Here is a 17,877-nt window from a genome sequence, read left to right as displayed (position 1 = left end):
ACGAATCTCTGACTGATCACCCGCGTGAAACCGGGCGGTCGCCCTTCCCTCACGGGGGGATTCGTGAAAGCGTTCACATTCACAAGCAACCTGCCCGCAATACAAGGAGATGGAGCAGCCATGGACTGGCGTCACAACGCCGTTTGCCGCGAGGAAGACCCGGAACTCTTCTTCCCCATCGGCAACACCGGTCCCGCGCTGCTGCAGATCGAGGAAGCCAAGGCCGTCTGCCGCCGTTGCCCCGTCATGGAGCAGTGCCTGCAGTGGGCGCTCGAGTCCGGTCAGGACTCCGGTGTCTGGGGCGGTCTCAGCGAGGACGAGCGCCGCGCCATGAAGCGCCGCGCCGCTCGCAACCGGGCGCGCAACGCCAGCGCCTGACAACGACTTTCGAGCCTCGACGCGCAGCGCGTAGTACCGAACAAGCGCTCAGCAACGTGCTCTTGAGCCCCGGACCGGGTCAACCGGTCCGGGGCTCAGTGCTGTGCGGCGGCTACGGTGCGTGAGGGGCCCCGGAGCGGGCCCGATCACGCAAGGTGACGGTCCGGCCGCTCCATCTGCGGGCCGCTACTTCTGCGGGCTGGAGGGCAGGTCGAGGACCACCTTCGTGCCGCGCGGCTCCGCCCGGACCATGTCGAAGGTCCCGCCGAGCTCCCCCTCCACGAGGGTCCGTACGATCTGCAGCCCGAGGTTGCCGGCCCGCTGGGGGTCGAAGCCCTCGGGCAGGCCCTTGCCGTCGTCGACCACGGTGATCAGCAGGCGTCCGTCCGTGCGGCCGGTCCCCGAACGCATCGCGGACACCTCCACCGCGCCCCGCGCACCCTCCTCGGGGAAGGCGTGCTCCAGGGCGTTCTGCAGGATCTCGGTGAGCACCATCGACAGGGGCGTGGCGACCTCGGCGTCCAGGATCCCGAAGCGGCCGGTGCGCCGGCAGTCGACCTTGCCCGGCGAGATCTCCGAGACCATCGCGATCACGCGGTCCGCGATCTCGTCGAACTCGACGCGCTCGTCGAGGTTCTGAGAGAGCGTCTCGTGCACGATCGCGATCGAACCGACCCTGCGCACCGCCTCGTTGAGCGCCTCGCGCCCCTGCGGCGAGTCCATCCGGCGGGCCTGGAGGCGCAGCAGCGCCGCCACCGTCTGGAGGTTGTTCTTCACCCGGTGGTGGATCTCCCGGATGGTGGCGTCCTTGGTGATCAGTTCGCGCTCGCGGCGCCGCAGTTCGGTGACGTCGCGGCAGAGCACCAGGGAGCCGATCCGGGTCCCCTTGGGCTTGAGGGGGATGGCGCGCAGCTGGATGACGCCGCCGTTGCCCTCGACCTCGGTCTCCCGGGGGGCCCAGCCGCTCGCGAGCTTGACCAGTGCCTCGTCCACGGGGCCGCGGGAGGGGGCGAGTTCGGCCGTGGTGGCGCCGAGGTCCTGGCCGACCAGGTCGGAGGCGAGGCCGAGGCGGTGGTAGGCGGACAGCGCGTTCGGGGAGGCGTAGGTGACCACGCCGTCGGCGTCCAGGCGGATGAGGCCGTCCCCGACGCGCGGGGAGGCGTCCATGTCGACCTGCTGCCCGGGGAAGGGGAAGGAGCCCGCGGCGATCATCTGCGCGAGGTCCGAGGCGGACTGCAGGTAGGTCAGCTCCAGCCGGCTCGGTGTACGCACGGTGAGCAGGTTGGTGTTCCGGGCGATCACTCCGAGTACCCGTCCTTCGCGGCGGACGGGGATCGACTCGACGCGGACCGGGACCTCCTCGCGCCACTCCGGGTCGCCCTCGCGCACGATGCGGCCCTCGTCGAGCGCGGCGTCGAGCAGCGGGCGGCGGCCGCGCGGCACCAGGTGGCCGACCATGTCGTCCTGGTAGGAGGTCGGACCGGTGTTCGGGCGCATCTGGGCGACCGAGACGTACCGCGTGCCGTCGAGGGTGGGCACCCACAGCACGAGGTCGGCGAAGGAGAGGTCGGAGAGCAGCTGCCACTCCGAGACCAGCAGGTGCAGCCACTCCAGGTCGGTTTCACCGAGAGCGGTGTGCTGGCGTACGAGGTCGTTCATGGAGGGCACGTGGCGAGCGTACCCCGGGTACGCGTGATGACTTTCCCCACGCCGGTACTCGGGAGTATCCAGGAGGGGTTCACTCCGCGTACTGTTGGAGGAAGTGACGGGTTTCCGTACACCGTCATTGGATGGACAGAACAGAATGGTCTAGTCCAGAATTGACCCACAGTCTCCGCCCTCCCCGCACAGGAGGACGGATCGAGGGAGCGGCGCACTCTGCCCTGACTGCGCAGGCACCTCGCACCGGCCGCCGGGAACCGCACACCTGACGGCCGTAAGTACTCCGGGCTACGGTGCCGGGCGGGTTGAGGGTCCCGTCCTGCACCGTGGCCCAGAGGAACGATCCACGGCGCCGCAGCCGGCCGGGCCCCGCAGGCCGCCGCCTCCGGGCGCCCGCCCCGACGTCAGGGCCAGGCCAGCAGGGCCCGCTCCGCCACCGCCCGCAGTTCTTCCCGGGTCGCCCCGTCGCGCGACTGCTGGGACATCCCCTGGAGCACCGCCCCCGCGTACCGCGCCAGTGCCGACGCGTCCGTGTCGGGGGGCAGCACCCCGGCCGCGACGTCGGCGCGGATCCGGCTCTCGAACAGGGCCAGGTTCGCCGCGCGCCGCTCGCGCAGGGTCTCGGCCACCTCGTCGGAGGTGGTGTTCACGGCCGCGCTGAGCACCATGCAGCCCCGCGGGTGGGCAGGGTCGGTGTAGACCTCGGCGGCCTCGCGCAGCACCCGCTCGACCGCCGCGCGGGCGGTGGGCTCCTCGGCGAGCGCCACGGCGGCGAAGTCCCCGTACCGGCTCCCGTACACCACCACGACCTCGTCGAAGAGCTTTCGCTTGTCACCGAAGGCGGCGTAGAGGCTGGGCGCGCCGATGCCGATCGAGGCGGTGAGGTCCGCGATGGAGGTCGCCTCGTACCCGCGCTCCCAGAAGGCGGTCATGGCCTTGTCGAGGGCGGCGTCGCGGTCGAAGGAGCGGGGCCTGCCGCGCTGTCCGGTCACCATCCCCGGATTCTATAGCGGTCGCTAGTCAATCTGGTACGGTCCCTTCTGTAGCGACCATTACGGAAATGCGGAGGGGGGCGCGTCATGGGCGTGCTCGACGGAAGGACGGCCCTGGTCACGGGCGGCAGCCGGGGCATCGGACGGGCCGTGGCGGAGCGGCTGGCACGGGACGGGGCGCTGGTCGCGGTGCACTACGGGCGCGACGCGGACGCGGCCGCGGAGACGGTGGCGGCGATCGGGGCGGCCGGCGGACGGGCGTTCGCGGTCCGGGCGGAGCTCGGGGTGCCCGGCGACGCACAGGCCCTCTGGGCGGCGTACGCGGCCCACCCCGAGCACACCGAGGAGGTGGACGTCATCGTCAACAACGCGGGGGCGGCCGCCTTCGCCGGGATCGAGGACACCGACGAGGAGGCCTGGGACCGGGCGCACGCGCTCAACGCCAAGGCCCCGTTCTTCGTGATCAAGTACGGGCTGAACCGGCTGCGGGACGGCGGCCGGATCGTGAACGTGACCGGGACGCCCGACCTCGCCCTGCCCGCGATCCTGGCCACCGTGGCGGCCAAGGGCGCGGCGAACGCGATGACGCGCTCACTGGCGGCCGAGCTGGCCCCGCGGGGGATCACCGTGAACTCGGTGGGGCCGGGGATCACCGAGACCGACCTGAACGCCGCCCTCCTCGCGGACCCGGCGACCCGGGCGCACCTGGCCGCCCGCTCGGTCTTCCACCGGGTGGGGACGGCGCAGGAGGTGGCGGACGTGGTGGCCTTCCTGGCCTCGGACGACTCCCGCTGGGTCACCGGCCAGCACCTGGACGCCACGGGCGGGCTGCAGCTCGCCCTGATGTAGCCGCGCCGGCACGGCTCCCGCGCGCGGTCCGGCGGCGCACCCGCCGGGCCGCGCACCGGGCCCGGGAGGCCGGGCCCCCCGTTCCGGACCACCATGGAAAAGACGGCCGGAGCCCCCTCCGCACCCGCCCCGCTCTGCTAGATTGGTCTATACCACATCACCACTCCAGATCGGCAGGCCACGCGTGGAAGTTGTCATCGTCCCGGACGCCAAGGCAGGCGGAGAGCTCATCGCGGAGGCCATGGCCGCCCTGGTACGCCGCAAGCCCGACGCCCTGCTCGGCGTGGCGACCGGCTCTACCCCGCTGCCCGTCTACGAGGCCCTCGCGGCCAAGGTCGCGGCCGGTGAGGTCGACGCCTCCGCGGCCCGCATCTGCCAGCTCGACGAGTACGTCGGCCTGCCCGCCGGACACCCCGAGTCCTACCGGGCCGTCGTCCTGCGCGAGGTCATAGAGCCCCTCGGCCTGTCCGAGGCCTCCTTCATGGGTCCCGACGGCTCCGCCGAGGACATCGTGGCGGCGTGCGAGGACTACGACCGGGCCCTGTCCGAGGCCGGGGGCGTCGACCTCCAGCTGCTGGGCATCGGCACGGACGGGCACATCGGCTTCAACGAGCCCTGCTCCTCGCTCGCCTCCCGCACGCGCATCAAGACCCTCACCCACCAGACCCGCGTGGACAACGCGCGCTTCTTCGGCGACGACATGGACCAGGTGCCGCACCACGTCATCACCCAGGGCATCGGCACCATCCTCGACGCCCGCCACCTGGTCCTCCTGGCCACCGGCGAAGGGAAGGCCGAGGCCGTCGCGCAGACCGTCGAGGGCCCGCTGTCGGCGCTGGTGCCGGCCTCCGCGCTGCAGCTGCACCGGCACGCGACCGTGGTCGTGGACGAGGCCGCCGCCTCGAAGCTGAAGCTGGCCGACTACTTCCGCCAGACCTACGCCGACAAGCCGTCCTGGCAGGGCCTGTAGAGCCGCACGCACGAAGGGCCGGTCCCTCCCCCGCCGCAGGGGGAGGGACCGGCCCTTCGCTGTGCGCCGGCCCCGGTCCGGCCGTACGGGCCGGCGCACGCCTCGCCCTCCGGACCCCTGTCCGGGGGGCGAGGCGGTCCGCTCGCGGGCCGGGGCGGGTCAGACCCCCGCGCCGGCCGCGATGACCTCGGCGGCGGCACGTCCGCACACGCGGGCGGCGCCGTGGGTGGCGATGTGCAGGGCCCCGCGGGGCTCGGCGCGCGGCAGGCCCATCTCGACCACGACCGTGTCCGGGCGGGCCTCGACCAGGGCGTCCAGGGCCTCGGTCATCCACGGGTGGCGGTGGGCGTCGCGGACGACCGCGACGACCGTGCGGTCCCCCGCCGCGGCCAGCACGTCCGCGGCCGTGGCGCCCTGCGGGTAGCGGCCCGACACGGTCCCCGGCACCAGGGCGGCGAGCTCGTCGGCGAGGCCCCACGGGGTCTCGTCGCCGACCGCGATGTTCGCGACCGGGGTGAGGGTAGCGACGTAGGCGCGGGTCAGCGGGCCCGCCGAACCGGTGACGGCCAGGGCCCTGCGGGCGGCGGCGAGGCCGATGCCGGACGCGCGGCCCCCCTCCGGCCGCGCGTCCGGCCGGGCCGCCACGGTCCACGCGGCCAGCGCCCGCACCCGGGCGGCGGCGTCGGCGAGGCGCTCCTGCGGGAGCGTGCCCTCCCGTACGGCCGCGACCAGGGCGTCGCGCAGCCGCAGGACGGTGTCCTCGTCGGCGAGTCCGCCGCCGACGCAGATGGCGTCGGCGCCGGCCGCGATGGCCAGCACCGAGCCGCGCTCGATCCCGTAGGTGCCGGCGATGGCGTTCATCTCCATGCCGTCGGTGACGATGAGGCCCTCGTAGCCGAGTTCCTTGCGCAGCAGTCCGGTCAGGATCTGCGGGCTGAGGGTGGCCGGGCGGGTCGGGTCGAGGGCGGGCACCAGGATGTGCGCGCTCATGACGGCCTTGGTCCCGGCCTCGATGGCGGCGCGGAACGGGACGAGTTCCCGTGCGGAGAGGGTGTCCAGGTCCACGTCGATGCGCGGCAGCGCGTGGTGGGAGTCGACGTTGGTGTCGCCGTGCCCGGGGAAGTGCTTGGTGCAGGCGGCCACGCCGGCGGCCTGGAGTCCTTCGACGTAGGCGGCGGTGTGCCGGGCCGTCAGGTGGGTGTCGGCACCGAAGGAGCGGACGCCGATCACCGGGTTGTCCGGGTTGGAGTTGACGTCCGCGGACGGCGCCCAGTTGAGGTTGACCCCGCACTCGGCGAGGCGGCGGCCCATCTCGTGGGCGACGCCCCGGGTCAGGGCGGTGTCGTCGACGGCGCCCAGGGCGAGGTTGCCGGGGAAGGAGGAGCCGCCCCGCACTTCCAGGCGGGTGACGTCGCCACCCTCCTCGTCGATGGCGACGAGGACGTCCTCCCGCTCCGCGCGCAGCTGCGCGGTCAGGGCGGCGAGCTGCTCGGGGGAGGCGATGTTGCGGCCGAACAGGCCGACGGCGGTGAGTCCTTCGCCGATCCGGCGCAGCAGCCAGGCGGGGGCGGTGGTGCCCTCGAACCCGGGCTGGAGGACGGCGAGGGCGTCGCGGGTGACCTCGTCGGAGGCGGTGGCGCGGTGCGCAAGGACAGTCATGACGGCGTCATCCCTTCACTGCGCCGGAGGTCATGCCCCCGACGGCCTTGCGCTGGAGGAAGATGAAGATGAGCAGGACCGGGACCGCGAAGAGCGAGGACGCGGCCATGGTGGCACCCCAGTCGTTGCCGAAGGCCGTCATGAACTCGGTCAGCCACAGCGGCAGGGTCTGCGCGGTCTTGTCCTTGTTGAGGATCAGGACCATGGCGAACTCGTTCCAGGCGGTGATGAAGCCGAAGAGCGAGGTGGACATCAGGCCGGGAGCCAGCAGGGGGAAGATCACCTTGCGGAAGGCCTGGCCGCGGGTGCAGCCGTCGATCTGGGCGGCCTCCTCCAGGGTCACCGGGACGGCGGCGATGAAGCCGCGCAGGGTCCAGATGGTGAAGGGCAGGATCATGACGAAGTAGATGGCCGTCAGCAGCGGGAGGCTGTTCAGCATCTCGCCGTCGCGGGCGATCATGTACATCGCGATGACCATGACCTCCCAGGGGGCCATCTGGGCCATCATCACGGTCAGGACCAGGCCCTTGCGGCCCCTGAACCTCATGCGGGCGATGGCGAAGCTCGCGGCGAGGGCGACGAGCAGGGCCAGCACGACGGCGCCGACGGTGACCAGGACGCTGTTGGTGACGTACGTCCAGAAGTTCTCGACGCCGGTGGCCTTGGTGAAGTTGTCCAGGGTCGGCGTGAAGACGAAGACGGGGTCCTTCGTGAGCATCTGGTCGGACGGCTTGAGGGCCGACGAGAACATCCAGTACACGGGGAAGACGAAGACCAGGGCCAGCAGGAGCGCGCCGAGGTTCTTGGCCACGGCCGCGGGGCGCACCGGGCGGCGGGTGCGGAGCTGCTGCGCGGGCCGCTCGGGAGCCGCCGGCTTGGGGGCGGTGGTCGTGCTCACTGCTCCTCCTCCTGCTTCAGGATCAGGCGGAAGTAGAAGGACATGACGATGATCAGGATCAGGATCGTCAGGACGGAGATCGCGGCGGCGAGGCCGTAGTGGGCCTGGCTCTGGCCCTCGACGTAGGCGAAGACGGGGAGGATCTCGGAGCCGCGGTCCGGGCCGCCCTTGTTCATCGCGTAGACCTGGGTGAAGGCCTTGAAGACCCAGATCACCTCGAGGAAGGTGGTGATGAGGAAGAAGGGCTTCAGGTTCGGGAAGACGATCTTCCAGAAGGTCTGCCAGCCGTTGGCGCCGTCCATGCGGGCGGCCTCGTACAGCTCGGCGCCGACCGTGGTGAGGCCCGCGTACATGTTGAGGGCCACGAAGGGGATGGAGCCCCAGACCACCAGGATCGTGACGATCACCATGGTGGAGAGGCCGGTCTCCATCCAGTTGTGCTGCTCGTAGCCGGAGAGGCCGGCGGTGCGCATGACCCAGTTCATGACGCCGAACTGCTCGTCGAACAGCCACCGGAAGACCTGGACCGACGCGACGATGGGCATGGCCCAGGCCATCACCAGCGCCATGGAGAGGACCAGGCGCATCTTCGTGCCGAGCCGGTTCAGCAGGATGCCGATGAGGCTTCCCAGCACCATGATCAGCGCGACGTTGGCCAGGGTGAAGGCGAAGCTGCGGACGACCACGGTCCAGAAGGCCGAGTCACCCAGGAGCTCGGTGTAGTTGTCGAGCCCCGCGAAGGGGTACTTCCGCTGGATGAACTCGACCTTGTTGATGTCCTGGAGGGACAGGATCACGTTCTTGATCAGCGGGTACAGCAGGAGCGTCGCGAGGGCGAGCACCGCGGGCGCGACCAGCAGGTAGGGCAGCCACCCGGTGGGGAGCGGCTTTCTGCCTCCGCGAGGCGGCGTACGGCCGGCGCCGGTTGCTGGGGTCGGCGGCTGGGGCCGTCCGGCGGACTTCGGTGGTGCGTCCTGTGGAGCGCTGGTCACCGCTCCCTGGGAGTGCACGGTCATGGCTTGGCTTCCTCGCGGTTGACTGTGGAGTCAAATGCGCGACCGGGGGCGCGGCAGGTGTCCGGGCACCTGCCGCACCCCCCGGTGCGTTCACACTGCTGGGACCTGCGGGTACTGCGAGTACTGCGAGTACTGCGGGCGGGACTACTTGTTGATGCGCTTCGCGATCTCCGCGTCCGCCTCGGCGCCGGCCTTGGCCGCGTCCTCACCCTTCAGGACCTTGGTCATGAACTCCTTGATGGGGTTCGGCTCGGTCTCGACGTTCGCCCAGCCCGCGGTGACCGGGGTGATCTTGCCGTTGACGCCGGCCTTGGCCATGGCCTCGGCGAAGGAGCCCGCGGCCGGGGTGAAGTTGGCACCGGTCTGGTTCGGGAGCAGCGCGCCCTTGGTCTCGGCGGCGTACTTGGTCATCTGGTCCTTGCCTGCGGCGAGGGCCAGCCACTCCTTGGCGAGCTCCTTGTTCTTGGAGCGCTCGGCGACGGCGAGGTTGGAGCCGCCGAGGAAGACGGTGCCGGTCTTGTCAGCGGTCTTGCCCGGGATCGGGAAGTAGCCGAAGTCGGCTTCCTTGCCCGCGTCCTTCAGGGCCTTCTCGGCACCGCCGGCCTCCCAGCCGAGACCGATCCAGGAGGCGACGCCGCCCTTGGGGACGATGTCGGTGGACTGCTGCGGGGTGGCCTCGTCCTTGTCCTTCGGGGCGGTGGAGAAGGACTGGAGCTTCTTGTAGAACTCCATCGCGGCGCCGGCCTGCGGGGTGGCGAGGGAGCCCTTCCACTTGTCGCCGTCCTTGACGGCGAGGTCGCCGCCCTCGTCCCAGATGAGACCGGCGAGGACGTACCAGCTCTGGCCGGGCAGGTAGATGGGCTGGGTGGCCGGGTCGGCCGCCTTCAGCTTCTCCAGGCCGGCGATCCACTCGTCACGGGTGGTGGGCGGGGTGACGCCGGCCTTCGCGAAGGCCTTCTTGTCGTAGACCACCACGCGGTTGGCGGCGTACCAGGGGGCGGAGTAGAGCTTGCCGTCGACCTCGGCCGAGGCGAGCATGCTCTTCTGCCAGGCGTCGGCGCCGAGCGCGGCCTTGTCCTTCGTCAGGTCGGCGAGGCCGCCGGTGACCGCGTAGCCGGCGGTCTGGGTGTTGCCGAGTTCGAGGACGTCCGGAGGGTTGTTCTCGGAGAGGGCCGTGGTGACCTTCTCCTGGATGCCGGTCCACTTCTGCTCCTCGACCTTGACCGTCACACCGGGGTGCTTGGCCGAGAACTCCTTGTTGACCTCGTCGATCCAGGCCTTCGGCGCGGAGCCGTCCATGACCCAGACGGTGATCTCCTTGGGACCCGCGTCGGCCTTGGCCGTGTCGTCGTCCCCATTGCCACACGCCGCGAGACCGACCATCATGCCCGCGACACCGACCGCCGCGATGAGCTTGCGCTTCACGCCACCCTCCTCAGGGATGCCTGCCTGCACTTCCCTTGCCCGCCGCGGTGACATACGCGAAGTACTGCCGTGGGGCTGGGATCTGATCCATATTGGTGTAGACCAGTAGCTGGAGCTTGGCCTAGACCTTTAGGGGTGTCAAGGGTCTAATGAGCGGGTGCCCGGTCCGTTATCGGACCGACACCTGGGGAGAGAGAAGGCCTGTACCCCCACTCGTGTCACCATGTGACCGCACATATCGGAGGAGCCGGTGACGGCAGCGAAACTGGAGTCGGGAAGGCGGGCGGCGATGGCCACCGAAGGGGCACTCACGGAGCCGGACGGCGGGGCCGCCACGCGCACGGCCCGGGTACCCAAGTACTACCGACTCAAGCGGCACTTGCTCGACATGACCGAAACCATGCCGCCCGGGACGCCGGTGCCGCCGGAGCGCACGCTCGCGGCCGAGTTCGACACCTCGCGGACCACCGTCCGCCAGGCCCTCCAGGAACTGGTCGTCGAGGGACGGCTGGAGCGGATCCAGGGCAAGGGCACCTTCGTCGCCAAGCCCAAGGTCTCCCAGGCGCTCCAACTGACCTCCTACACGGAGGACATGCGCGCGCAGGGACTGGAGCCGACCTCCCAGCTCCTCGACATCGGCTACGTGACCGCCGACGACACCCTCGCCGGGCTCCTCAAGATCAACACCGGTGGACGGGTCCTGCGCATCGAACGGCTGCGCCTGGCCAGCGGCGAGCCGATGGCCATCGAGACCACCCACCTGTCGGCCAAGCGCTTCCCCGCGCTGCGCCGCTCCCTCGCCAAGTACACCTCCCTCTACACCGCACTGGCCGAGGTGTACGACGTCCACCTGGCCGAGGCGGAGGAGACCATCGAGACCTCCCTGGCCACCCCGCGCGAGGCCGGACTGCTCGGCACCGACGTCGGACTGCCGATGCTGATGCTCTCCCGGCACTCCCTGGACGCCGACGGCGAACCGGTCGAATGGGTGCGGTCGGTGTACCGCGGCGACCGCTACAAGTTCGTCGCCCGGCTCAAGCGGCCGACCGCCTGACCCCCGCGCCCCCGCCCCGCGTACCGGAATCCGTCGACCGGAATGCGGACGGGGGCTTACGTTCACCAGGCATTCCCCCGTAGATTCCGCCTGCTTACGCAGATGATCGACGAGGGGACGAGGTCATGCCTGAACCGGAAGCAACAGGGACAGAACGGGACGCGGCGCCTCCGGCCGGTACGCCGGGCCCGCTCTCCCCCAAGTCCATCGCCGTGTGGGTGCTCGTCGGACTCGTCGGCGCCATCGGCTGGGGAGTGCTCGCGCTCTCCCGCGGCGAGGAGATCTCCGCGGCCTGGCTGCTCGCCGCCGCACTGGGCTCGTACGCGATCGCCTACCGCTTCTACGCCCGCTTCATCGCGCACCGCGTCCTGAAGGTGGACGCCACCCGGGCCACCCCCGCCGAACGCCTTGACAACGGTGTCGACTTCCATCCCACCGACCGTCGCGTGCTCTTCGGCCACCACTTCGCCGCCGTCGCCGGCGCCGGCCCGCTCGTCGGCCCCGTGCTCGCCGCGCAGATGGGTTACCTGCCCGGGACCATCTGGATCGTCGCGGGCGTGATCTTCGCCGGCGCGGTCCAGGACATGGTCACCCTCTTCTTCTCCACCCGCCGCGACGGGCGTTCCCTCGGGCAGATGGCGCGGGACGAGATCGGACCGGTCGGCGGGGCCGCCGCCCTGATCGCCGTGTTCGCCATCATGATCATCCTGCTGGCGGTTTTGGCACTGGTCATCGTCAACGCCCTGGCGCACTCCCCCTGGGGCGTCTTCTCCATCGGCATGACCATCCCGATCGCCGTCTTCATGGGCTTCTACCTGCGCGTGCTGCGGCCGGGCCGGGTCACCGAGGTCTCCGTCATCGGCGTCGCGCTGCTCCTGCTCGCCATCGTCGCGGGCGGCTGGGTCGCCGAGTCCTCCTTCGCCGGGACCTTCACCCTGGAGAAGGAGACGCTGGTCATCTGGATGGTGGTGTACGGCTTCCTGGCGTCGGTGCTGCCGGTGTGGATGCTGCTCGCCCCCCGCGACTACCTGTCCACCTTCATGAAGATCGGCACCATCGCGCTCCTCGCCCTCGGCGTGGTCATCGCGATGCCCACGCTGAAGATGCCCTCGGTCACCGAGTTCGCGGCCCGCGGCGACGGTCCCGTGTTCGCCGGGTCGATGTTCCCCTTCGTCTTCATCACCATCGCGTGCGGCGCCCTCTCCGGCTTCCACGCCCTGGTCTCCTCGGGCACCACCCCGAAGATGATCCAGAAGGAGACGCAGGTCCGCATGATCGGCTACGGCGCCATGCTGACCGAGTCGTTCGTGGCCGTGATGGCGATCATCGCCGCCTGCATCATCGAGCCCGGCCTCTTCTTCGCGGTCAACTCCCCTCCCGGGATCATCGGCACCACGGTCGAGTCCGCCTCCCAGGCCGTGACGAACTTCGGCTTCGCCATCTCCCCCGAGGCGCTCGCCCAGGCCGCCAAGGACGTCGAGGAAGCCAGCCTGCTGTCCCGTACGGGCGGCGCTCCGACCTTCGCACTCGGAATGTCCGAGATCTTCTCCGCCGTGGTGGGCGGAGCGGGCATGAAGGCCTTCTGGTACCACTTCGCGATCATGTTCGAGGCGCTCTTCATCCTCACCACCCTGGACGCGGGCACCCGCGTGGGCCGGTTCATGCTCCAGGACACCCTCGGCAACGTCCACAAGTCCTTCAAGGACGTCAGCTGGAAGCCCGGCGTGTGGTTCGCGAGCGCGATCGTCGTCGGCGGGTGGGGCTACTTCCTGTGGGTCGGCATCAAGGACCCGCTGGGCGGCATCAACCAGCTCTTCCCGCTCTTCGGCATCGCCAACCAGCTGCTCGCCGCGGTCGCCCTGGCCGTCTGCACCACGCTGCTGGTGAAGTCCGGGCGGCTCAAGTGGGCCTGGGTGACGGGGGTCCCGCTGGTGTGGGACGCCACGGTGACCCTCACCGCGAGCTACCAGAAGATCTTCTCGGAGGACGTGAAGGTCGGCTTCTTCGCCCAGCGCGACAAGTACCAGGCCGGGATCGACGCCGACAAGGTCCTGCCGCCGGCGAAGAACATGGACGACATGCACACCGTGGTCACCAACGCCACGGTCGACGGCGTCCTGTGCGCGCTGTTCGCGGTCCTGATCCTGGTGGTCCTCGCGGACGCGGCCCGGACCTGCTGGAAGGCGGTCCGCGATCCGCAGTCGGCGACCCTCTCCGAGGTCCCCTGGACCGAGTCGAAGATCGTCGCGCCGGCCGGGCTGATCGCGACCCCCGAAGAGCGGGCGCAGCTCGCCGCGGTGGGCCCCGAGACGGGCGGCGGACAGGTCAAGGAGCCGGTGGCGTGAGCGGTGTGCGCGGCGCGCTGGCGAAGGTGCGGTTCTACGTACGGGAGTTCTCCGGGGAGGCGGCGTACGACCGGTACGTGGCCCACGCCCGCTCCCACGACCCGCAGGCGGAGGTCCTCACCCGGCGGGCCTTCGAGCGCGCCCGCACGGACGCCCGCGAGGCGGACCCCCGCGAGGGCTTCCGCTGCTGCTGAGCCGCCCCGCCCCGAAGGCCCCGCCGCTGCCCGCGGCGGGGCCTTCGGGCGTGCCGGGCCCGGCCGGCACACCACGGCGTCCTGCACACTCGGACGCATGGACATGGTGATCAGGAGGGCGCTGCCCGCCGACTACGCGGACCTCGGTGGGATCACGGCGCGGGCCTACCTCGCCGACGGGCATCTGGACTTCGGCGAGGACGACGCCTACCTGAACGTGCTGCGCGACGTCGCCGGCCGGGCCGCCCTGGCCGAGGTGCTCGTCGCCGAGGAGGAGGGGCGCCTGCTGGGCGGGGTGACCTTCGCCGCACCCGGCAGCCCGCTCGCCGACATAGCCGGTCCGGACGAGGCCGAGTTCCGGATGCTGGCGGTGGATCACGCCGCGCGGGGCAGGGGAGCCGGGGAGGCGCTCGTACGGGCCTGTGTCGAGCGCGCACGGGCCCTGCCGGGCGTCACGGGGGTGGTGCTCTCCACCCAGCGCAGCATGGCCGGGGCCCACCGGATCTACGCGCGCCTGGGCTTCGTGCGCACGCCGGAGCGGGACTGGGCGCCCGTCGAGGGCCTGACACTCCTCACGTATCGGCTCAAGCTGTAGCCACGCCGACACTACATGTGGGGGTTGCGGCAACGGGCCGCCCCCACATGTATGCTCATGCCTGCTGTCGCCGCAGGGGAATCCGGTGGGAATCCGGAACTGTCCCGCAACGGTATGAAGTGTCCGGCATCCGGACGCCAAGTCCGATGACCTGCCGACGGTGCGCCCGGGTCGACCGAACCGGGTGCCGACACGTCCGGGTCTCGCGGTTGGGCCGGTGGACGCCGTGCGGTGTGCCCGTTCCTGCCACGCCCGCATGCGCGCCCGCGCCCGCCCGCGCACGACCCGGGCCGAGCGAGGGAGAGCTCCCGCCGTGACCATCGCGCCTTCCGCACCGCGCGCCGAGTCCACTTCTGGCGACAACACCGAGGGCCCGGGGGCCACGCTGCTGCGTACCCTCACCGAACTGACGGCGGACCTCCCCGACACCGACCCCGGCCGGGTGGCCGCCGCCGCGCTCCGCGGCCGCAGCTCCGCCGCCGACGAGGCCGAACTGCGGGGGCTCGCCACCGAGGCCGCCGCCGGCCTGATCTCCGAGGACCCTGCGTACTCCCGGCTCGCCGCCCGCCTGCTGACGCTGGCCGTGCGCGACGAGGCCGCGAGCCAGGGCTCCACCTCGTTCTCCGCCTCCGTCGAGGTCGGCCACCGCGAAGGCCTGATCGCCGACCGCACCGCCGAGTTCGTGCGCGCGCACGCGGCCCGCCTGGACGCGCTCGTCGAGCACACCCTCGCCGAGGGCGCGGACGACCGCTTCGGCTTCTTCGGCCTGCGCACCCTGCACAGCCGCTACCTGCTGCGCCACCCGATCACCCGTCAGGTCATCGAGACCCCGCAGTTCTTCATGCTCCGCGTGGCCTGCGGTCTCGCCGCGGACGAGAGCGTCCAGGCCGTCGAGGAAGTGGCCTCGCTCTACCGGCTGATGAGCCGGCTGGACTACCTGCCGTCCTCCCCGACGCTCTTCAACTCCGGCACCCGGCACCCGCAGATGTCCTCCTGCTACCTGCTGGACTCCCCGCTGGACGAGCTCGACTCGATCTACGACCGCTACCACCAGGTCGCGCGCCTGTCGAAGCACGCGGGCGGCATCGGCCTGTCGTACTCCCGCATCCGCGCCCGCGGTTCGCTGATCCGCGGCACCAACGGCCACTCCAACGGCATCGTGCCGTTCCTGAAGACCCTCGACGCCTCCGTGGCCGCGGTCAACCAGGGCGGCCGCCGCAAGGGCGCCGCCGCGGTCTACCTGGAGACCTGGCACGCGGACATCGAGGAGTTCCTGGAGCTCCGCGACAACACCGGCGAGGACCAGCGCCGCACCCACAACCTCAACCTCGCCCACTGGGTGCCGGACGAGTTCATGCGCCGCGTGAACGCCGACGCCGAGTGGTCGCTGTTCTCCCCCGCCGACGTGCCCGAGCTGGTCGACCTGTGGGGCGACGACTTCGACGCCGCCTACCGCAAGGCCGAGGCCGACGGCCTGGCCCGCAAGACCATGCCCGCCCGCGACCTGTACGGCCGGATGATGCGCACCCTCGCGCAGACCGGCCAGGGCTGGATGACCTTCAAGGACGCCTCCAACCGCACGGCGAACCAGACCGCCGAGCCGGGCACCGTCGTCCACTCCTCGAACCTGTGCACCGAGATCATCGAGGTCACCAACGACGGCGAGACGGCCGTCTGCAACCTCGGTTCGGTCAACCTGGGCGCCTTCGTGCTCACGGAGACGGGCGAGATCGACTGGGAGCGCCTCGACGAGACCGTCCGCACGGCCGTCACCTTCCTCGACCGCGTGGTGGACATCAACTTCTACCCGACCGAGCAGGCCGGCCGCTCCAACGCCCGCTGGCGTCCGGTGGGCCTGGGCGCGATGGGCCTCCAGGACGTCTTCTTCAAGCTGAAGCTGCCCTTCGACTCCCCCGAGGCGAAGGCGCTGTCCACCAAGCTCTCCGAGCGCATCATGCTCGCCGCGTACGAGGCCTCCTGCGACCTCGCCGAGCGCAGCGGCCCGCTGCCCGCCTGGGAGCAGACCCGCACCGCCCGCGGTGTGCTGCACCCTGATCACTTCGAGAGCGCGATCGTCGAGCTGAACTGGCCGGAGCGCTGGGATGCGCTGCGCGCCCGCGTCGCCGAGACCGGCATGCGCAACTCCCTGCTCCTGGCGATCGCCCCGACGGCCACGATCGCCTCGATCGCCGGCGTGTACGAGTGCATCGAGCCGCAGGTCTCCAACCTCTTCAAGCGCGAGACCCTGTCGGGCGAGTTCCTCCAGGTGAACGGCTATCTGGTGGAGGAGCTGAAGCAGCTCGGCGTGTGGGACGCGCAGACCCGCGAGGCGCTGCGCGACTCATCCGGCTCGGTTCAGGGCTTCGGCTGGATCCCGGCCGAGGTGCGCGAGCTGTACCGCACGGCGTGGGAGATCCCGCAGCGCGGTCTGATCGACATGGCGGCGGCCCGTACGCCGTTCCTGGACCAGTCGCAGTCGCTGAACCTGTTCCTGGAGACGCCCACCATCGGCAAGCTCAGCTCGATGTACGCGTACGCCTGGAAGCAGGGCCTGAAGACCACGTACTACCTGCGTTCGCGCCCGGCGACGAAGATCGCCCGCGCCGCCCAGGCAGCCACCGCCGCACCGGTGGCCCTCCCGCAGGCCGTCGACGCCGACGCGCTGGCCTGCTCCCTTGAGAACCCCGAGTCCTGCGAGGCCTGCCAGTAATGAGCTCCAACGACCACAAGAACCTCCTGGACCCGGGCTTCGAGCTCACGCTGCGCCCGATGCGCTACCCGGACTTCTACGAGCGCTACCGGGACGCGATCAAGAACACCTGGACGGTGGAGGAGGTCGACCTCCACTCCGACGTCGCGGACCTGGCGAAGCTGACGCCGGCGGAGCAGCACATGATCGGCCGTCTGGTCGCCTTCTTCGCGACGGGCGACTCGATCGTCTCGAACAACCTGGTGCTGACGCTCTACAAGCACATCAACTCCCCGGAGGCGCGCCTGTACCTGTCGCGCCAGCTGTTCGAGGAGGCCGTGCACGTCCAGTTCTACCTGACGCTGCTCGACACCTACCTGCCCGACCCGGACGACCGCGCGGCCGCCTTCGACGCGGTCGAGGAGATCCCCTCCATCCGCGAGAAGGCGCAGTTCTGCTTCAAGTGGATGGACTCGGTCGAGAAGATCGAGCGCCTGGAGACCCAGGCCGACCGCCGCCGCTTCCTGCTGAACCTGATCTGCTTCGCGGCGTGCATCGAGGGCCTGTTCTTCTACGGCGCCTTCGCGTACGTGTACTGGTTCCGCTCGCGCGGTCTGCTGCACGGCCTGGCCACCGGCACCAACTGGGTGTTCCGTGACGAGACCATGCACATGAACTTCGCCTTCGAGGTCGTGGACACGGTCCGCAAGGAGGAGCCCGAGCTCTTCGACGACGCGCTCCAGCAGCAGGTCACCGACATGCTGAAGGAGGCCGTGGAGGCGGAGCTGCAGTTCGGCCGTGACCTGTGCGGCGACGGCCTGCCGGGCATGAACACCGAGTCGATGCGCGAGTACCTGGAGTGCGTCGCGGACCAGCGTCTGGTCCGCCTCGGGTTCGCGCCGGTGTACGGCTCGCAGAACCCGTTCTCGTTCATGGAGCTCCAGGGCGTCCAGGAGCTGACGAACTTCTTCGAGCGCCGCCCGTCGGCCTACCAGGTGGCGGTCGAGGGCACGGTGGACCTGGACGAGGACTTCTAGGGGACCTTGGGCGGACCTTCCGGGGGAGCTTCGAGGAGCCCCCGGGGGCTCGCCCGGGTCCGGGGAGCCGGGATGCGGACGATCCGTGTCCCGGCTTCTCGCGTTCCCGGCCCG

General features: G+C 70.8%; 15 protein-coding genes and 1 riboswitch. Of the genes, 9 read left to right on the top strand and 6 right to left on the bottom strand.

The window, feature by feature from the left end:
• Positions 1-120: 120 nt before the first annotated feature.
• Entirely contained in the window at positions 121-378 is a 258-nt protein-coding gene (locus ACPU2J_RS22770) for a WhiB family transcriptional regulator (RefSeq protein WP_003953983.1), read from the top strand.
• A 186-nt stretch (positions 379-564) separates the two neighbouring features.
• On the opposite strand, the gene ACPU2J_RS22765 is transcribed toward ACPU2J_RS22770, so the two are convergent.
• On the bottom strand, positions 565-2,037 hold the full coding sequence (locus ACPU2J_RS22765) for a sensor histidine kinase (RefSeq protein ID WP_361591684.1): 1,473 nt from the start codon (positions 2,035-2,037) through the stop codon (positions 565-567).
• Between the two features lie 407 nt (positions 2,038-2,444).
• Positions 2,445-3,035, bottom strand: a complete 591-nt coding sequence (locus ACPU2J_RS22760) for a TetR/AcrR family transcriptional regulator (RefSeq protein ID WP_420079648.1) — start codon at positions 3,033-3,035, stop codon at positions 2,445-2,447.
• 84 nt (positions 3,036-3,119) lie between these two features.
• Here ACPU2J_RS22760 and ACPU2J_RS22755 point away from each other — a divergent pair, with 84 nt between their 5' ends.
• Positions 3,120-3,881 (top strand): SDR family oxidoreductase, encoded by a 762-nt coding sequence (locus ACPU2J_RS22755; RefSeq protein WP_420079649.1) that lies wholly within the window; start codon positions 3,120-3,122, stop codon positions 3,879-3,881.
• 184 nt (positions 3,882-4,065) lie between these two features.
• Positions 4,066-4,851, top strand: a complete 786-nt coding sequence (gene nagB, locus ACPU2J_RS22750; RefSeq protein ID WP_361591361.1) for a glucosamine-6-phosphate deaminase — start codon at positions 4,066-4,068, stop codon at positions 4,849-4,851.
• A gap of 159 nt (positions 4,852-5,010) precedes the next feature.
• On the opposite strand, the gene ACPU2J_RS22745 is transcribed toward nagB, so the two are convergent.
• From ACPU2J_RS22745 to ACPU2J_RS22730, 4 genes are all read right to left on the bottom strand, one after another.
• Complete coding sequence (locus ACPU2J_RS22745; protein ID WP_389068983.1) at positions 5,011-6,510, bottom strand: glycoside hydrolase family 3 protein; 1,500 nt, start codon at positions 6,508-6,510, stop codon at positions 5,011-5,013.
• Positions 6,511-6,517: 7 nt separating this feature from the next.
• Positions 6,518-7,408 carry a carbohydrate ABC transporter permease gene (locus ACPU2J_RS22740; RefSeq protein ID WP_389068985.1) on the bottom strand — a complete coding sequence of 297 codons (891 nt, stop codon included), beginning with the start codon at positions 7,406-7,408 and terminating at the stop codon, positions 6,518-6,520.
• Positions 7,405-8,424, bottom strand: a complete 1,020-nt coding sequence (locus ACPU2J_RS22735; protein ID WP_389068986.1) for a carbohydrate ABC transporter permease — start codon at positions 8,422-8,424, stop codon at positions 7,405-7,407. Before ACPU2J_RS22735 ends, ACPU2J_RS22740 begins: the two co-directional genes overlap by 4 nt.
• Before the next feature lie 144 nt (positions 8,425-8,568).
• Positions 8,569-9,849, bottom strand: coding sequence for an extracellular solute-binding protein (locus tag ACPU2J_RS22730; RefSeq protein ID WP_423833899.1), 1,281 nt, complete (start codon positions 9,847-9,849; stop codon positions 8,569-8,571).
• Positions 9,850-10,138: 289 nt separating this feature from the next.
• Here ACPU2J_RS22730 and ACPU2J_RS22725 point away from each other — a divergent pair, with 289 nt between their 5' ends.
• The 6 genes from ACPU2J_RS22725 to ACPU2J_RS22700 all read left to right on the top strand — a co-directional run bounded on the left by ACPU2J_RS22725 (position 10,139) and on the right by ACPU2J_RS22700 (position 17,763).
• On the top strand, positions 10,139-10,903 hold the full coding sequence (locus ACPU2J_RS22725; protein ID WP_365488970.1) for a GntR family transcriptional regulator: 765 nt from the start codon (positions 10,139-10,141) through the stop codon (positions 10,901-10,903).
• A 125-nt stretch (positions 10,904-11,028) separates the two neighbouring features.
• Entirely contained in the window at positions 11,029-13,248 is a 2,220-nt protein-coding gene (locus ACPU2J_RS22720) for a carbon starvation CstA family protein (protein ID WP_420079651.1), read from the top strand.
• On the top strand, positions 13,245-13,442 hold the full coding sequence (locus tag ACPU2J_RS22715; RefSeq protein ID WP_361602844.1) for a YbdD/YjiX family protein: 198 nt from the start codon (positions 13,245-13,247) through the stop codon (positions 13,440-13,442). Before ACPU2J_RS22720 ends, ACPU2J_RS22715 begins: the two co-directional genes overlap by 4 nt.
• Positions 13,443-13,539: 97 nt before the next feature.
• Complete coding sequence (locus ACPU2J_RS22710; RefSeq protein ID WP_361602841.1) at positions 13,540-14,037, top strand: GNAT family N-acetyltransferase; 498 nt, start codon at positions 13,540-13,542, stop codon at positions 14,035-14,037.
• A gap of 51 nt (positions 14,038-14,088) precedes the next feature.
• Positions 14,089-14,210: riboswitch (cobalamin riboswitch) on the top strand.
• A gap of 140 nt (positions 14,211-14,350) precedes the next feature.
• Positions 14,351-16,747 carry a ribonucleoside-diphosphate reductase subunit alpha gene (locus tag ACPU2J_RS22705; protein ID WP_423833898.1) on the top strand — a complete coding sequence of 799 codons (2,397 nt, stop codon included), beginning with the start codon at positions 14,351-14,353 and terminating at the stop codon, positions 16,745-16,747.
• Positions 16,747-17,763: a ribonucleotide-diphosphate reductase subunit beta gene (locus ACPU2J_RS22700; protein ID WP_361602835.1), complete on the top strand. Its 1,017-nt coding sequence runs from the start codon at positions 16,747-16,749 to the stop codon at positions 17,761-17,763. The genes ACPU2J_RS22705 and ACPU2J_RS22700 overlap by 1 nt, the downstream gene beginning before the upstream one ends.
• Positions 17,764-17,877 lie beyond the last annotated feature (114 nt).

Origin of the sequence: Streptomyces manipurensis, assembly GCF_049570255.1 — a bacterium.
GTDB classification, from domain to species: domain Bacteria; phylum Actinomycetota; class Actinomycetes; order Streptomycetales; family Streptomycetaceae; genus Streptomyces; species Streptomyces manipurensis.
Note: the sequence above shows the minus strand (reverse complement) of the source record. Positions and strands in the feature narration are given on the sequence as shown.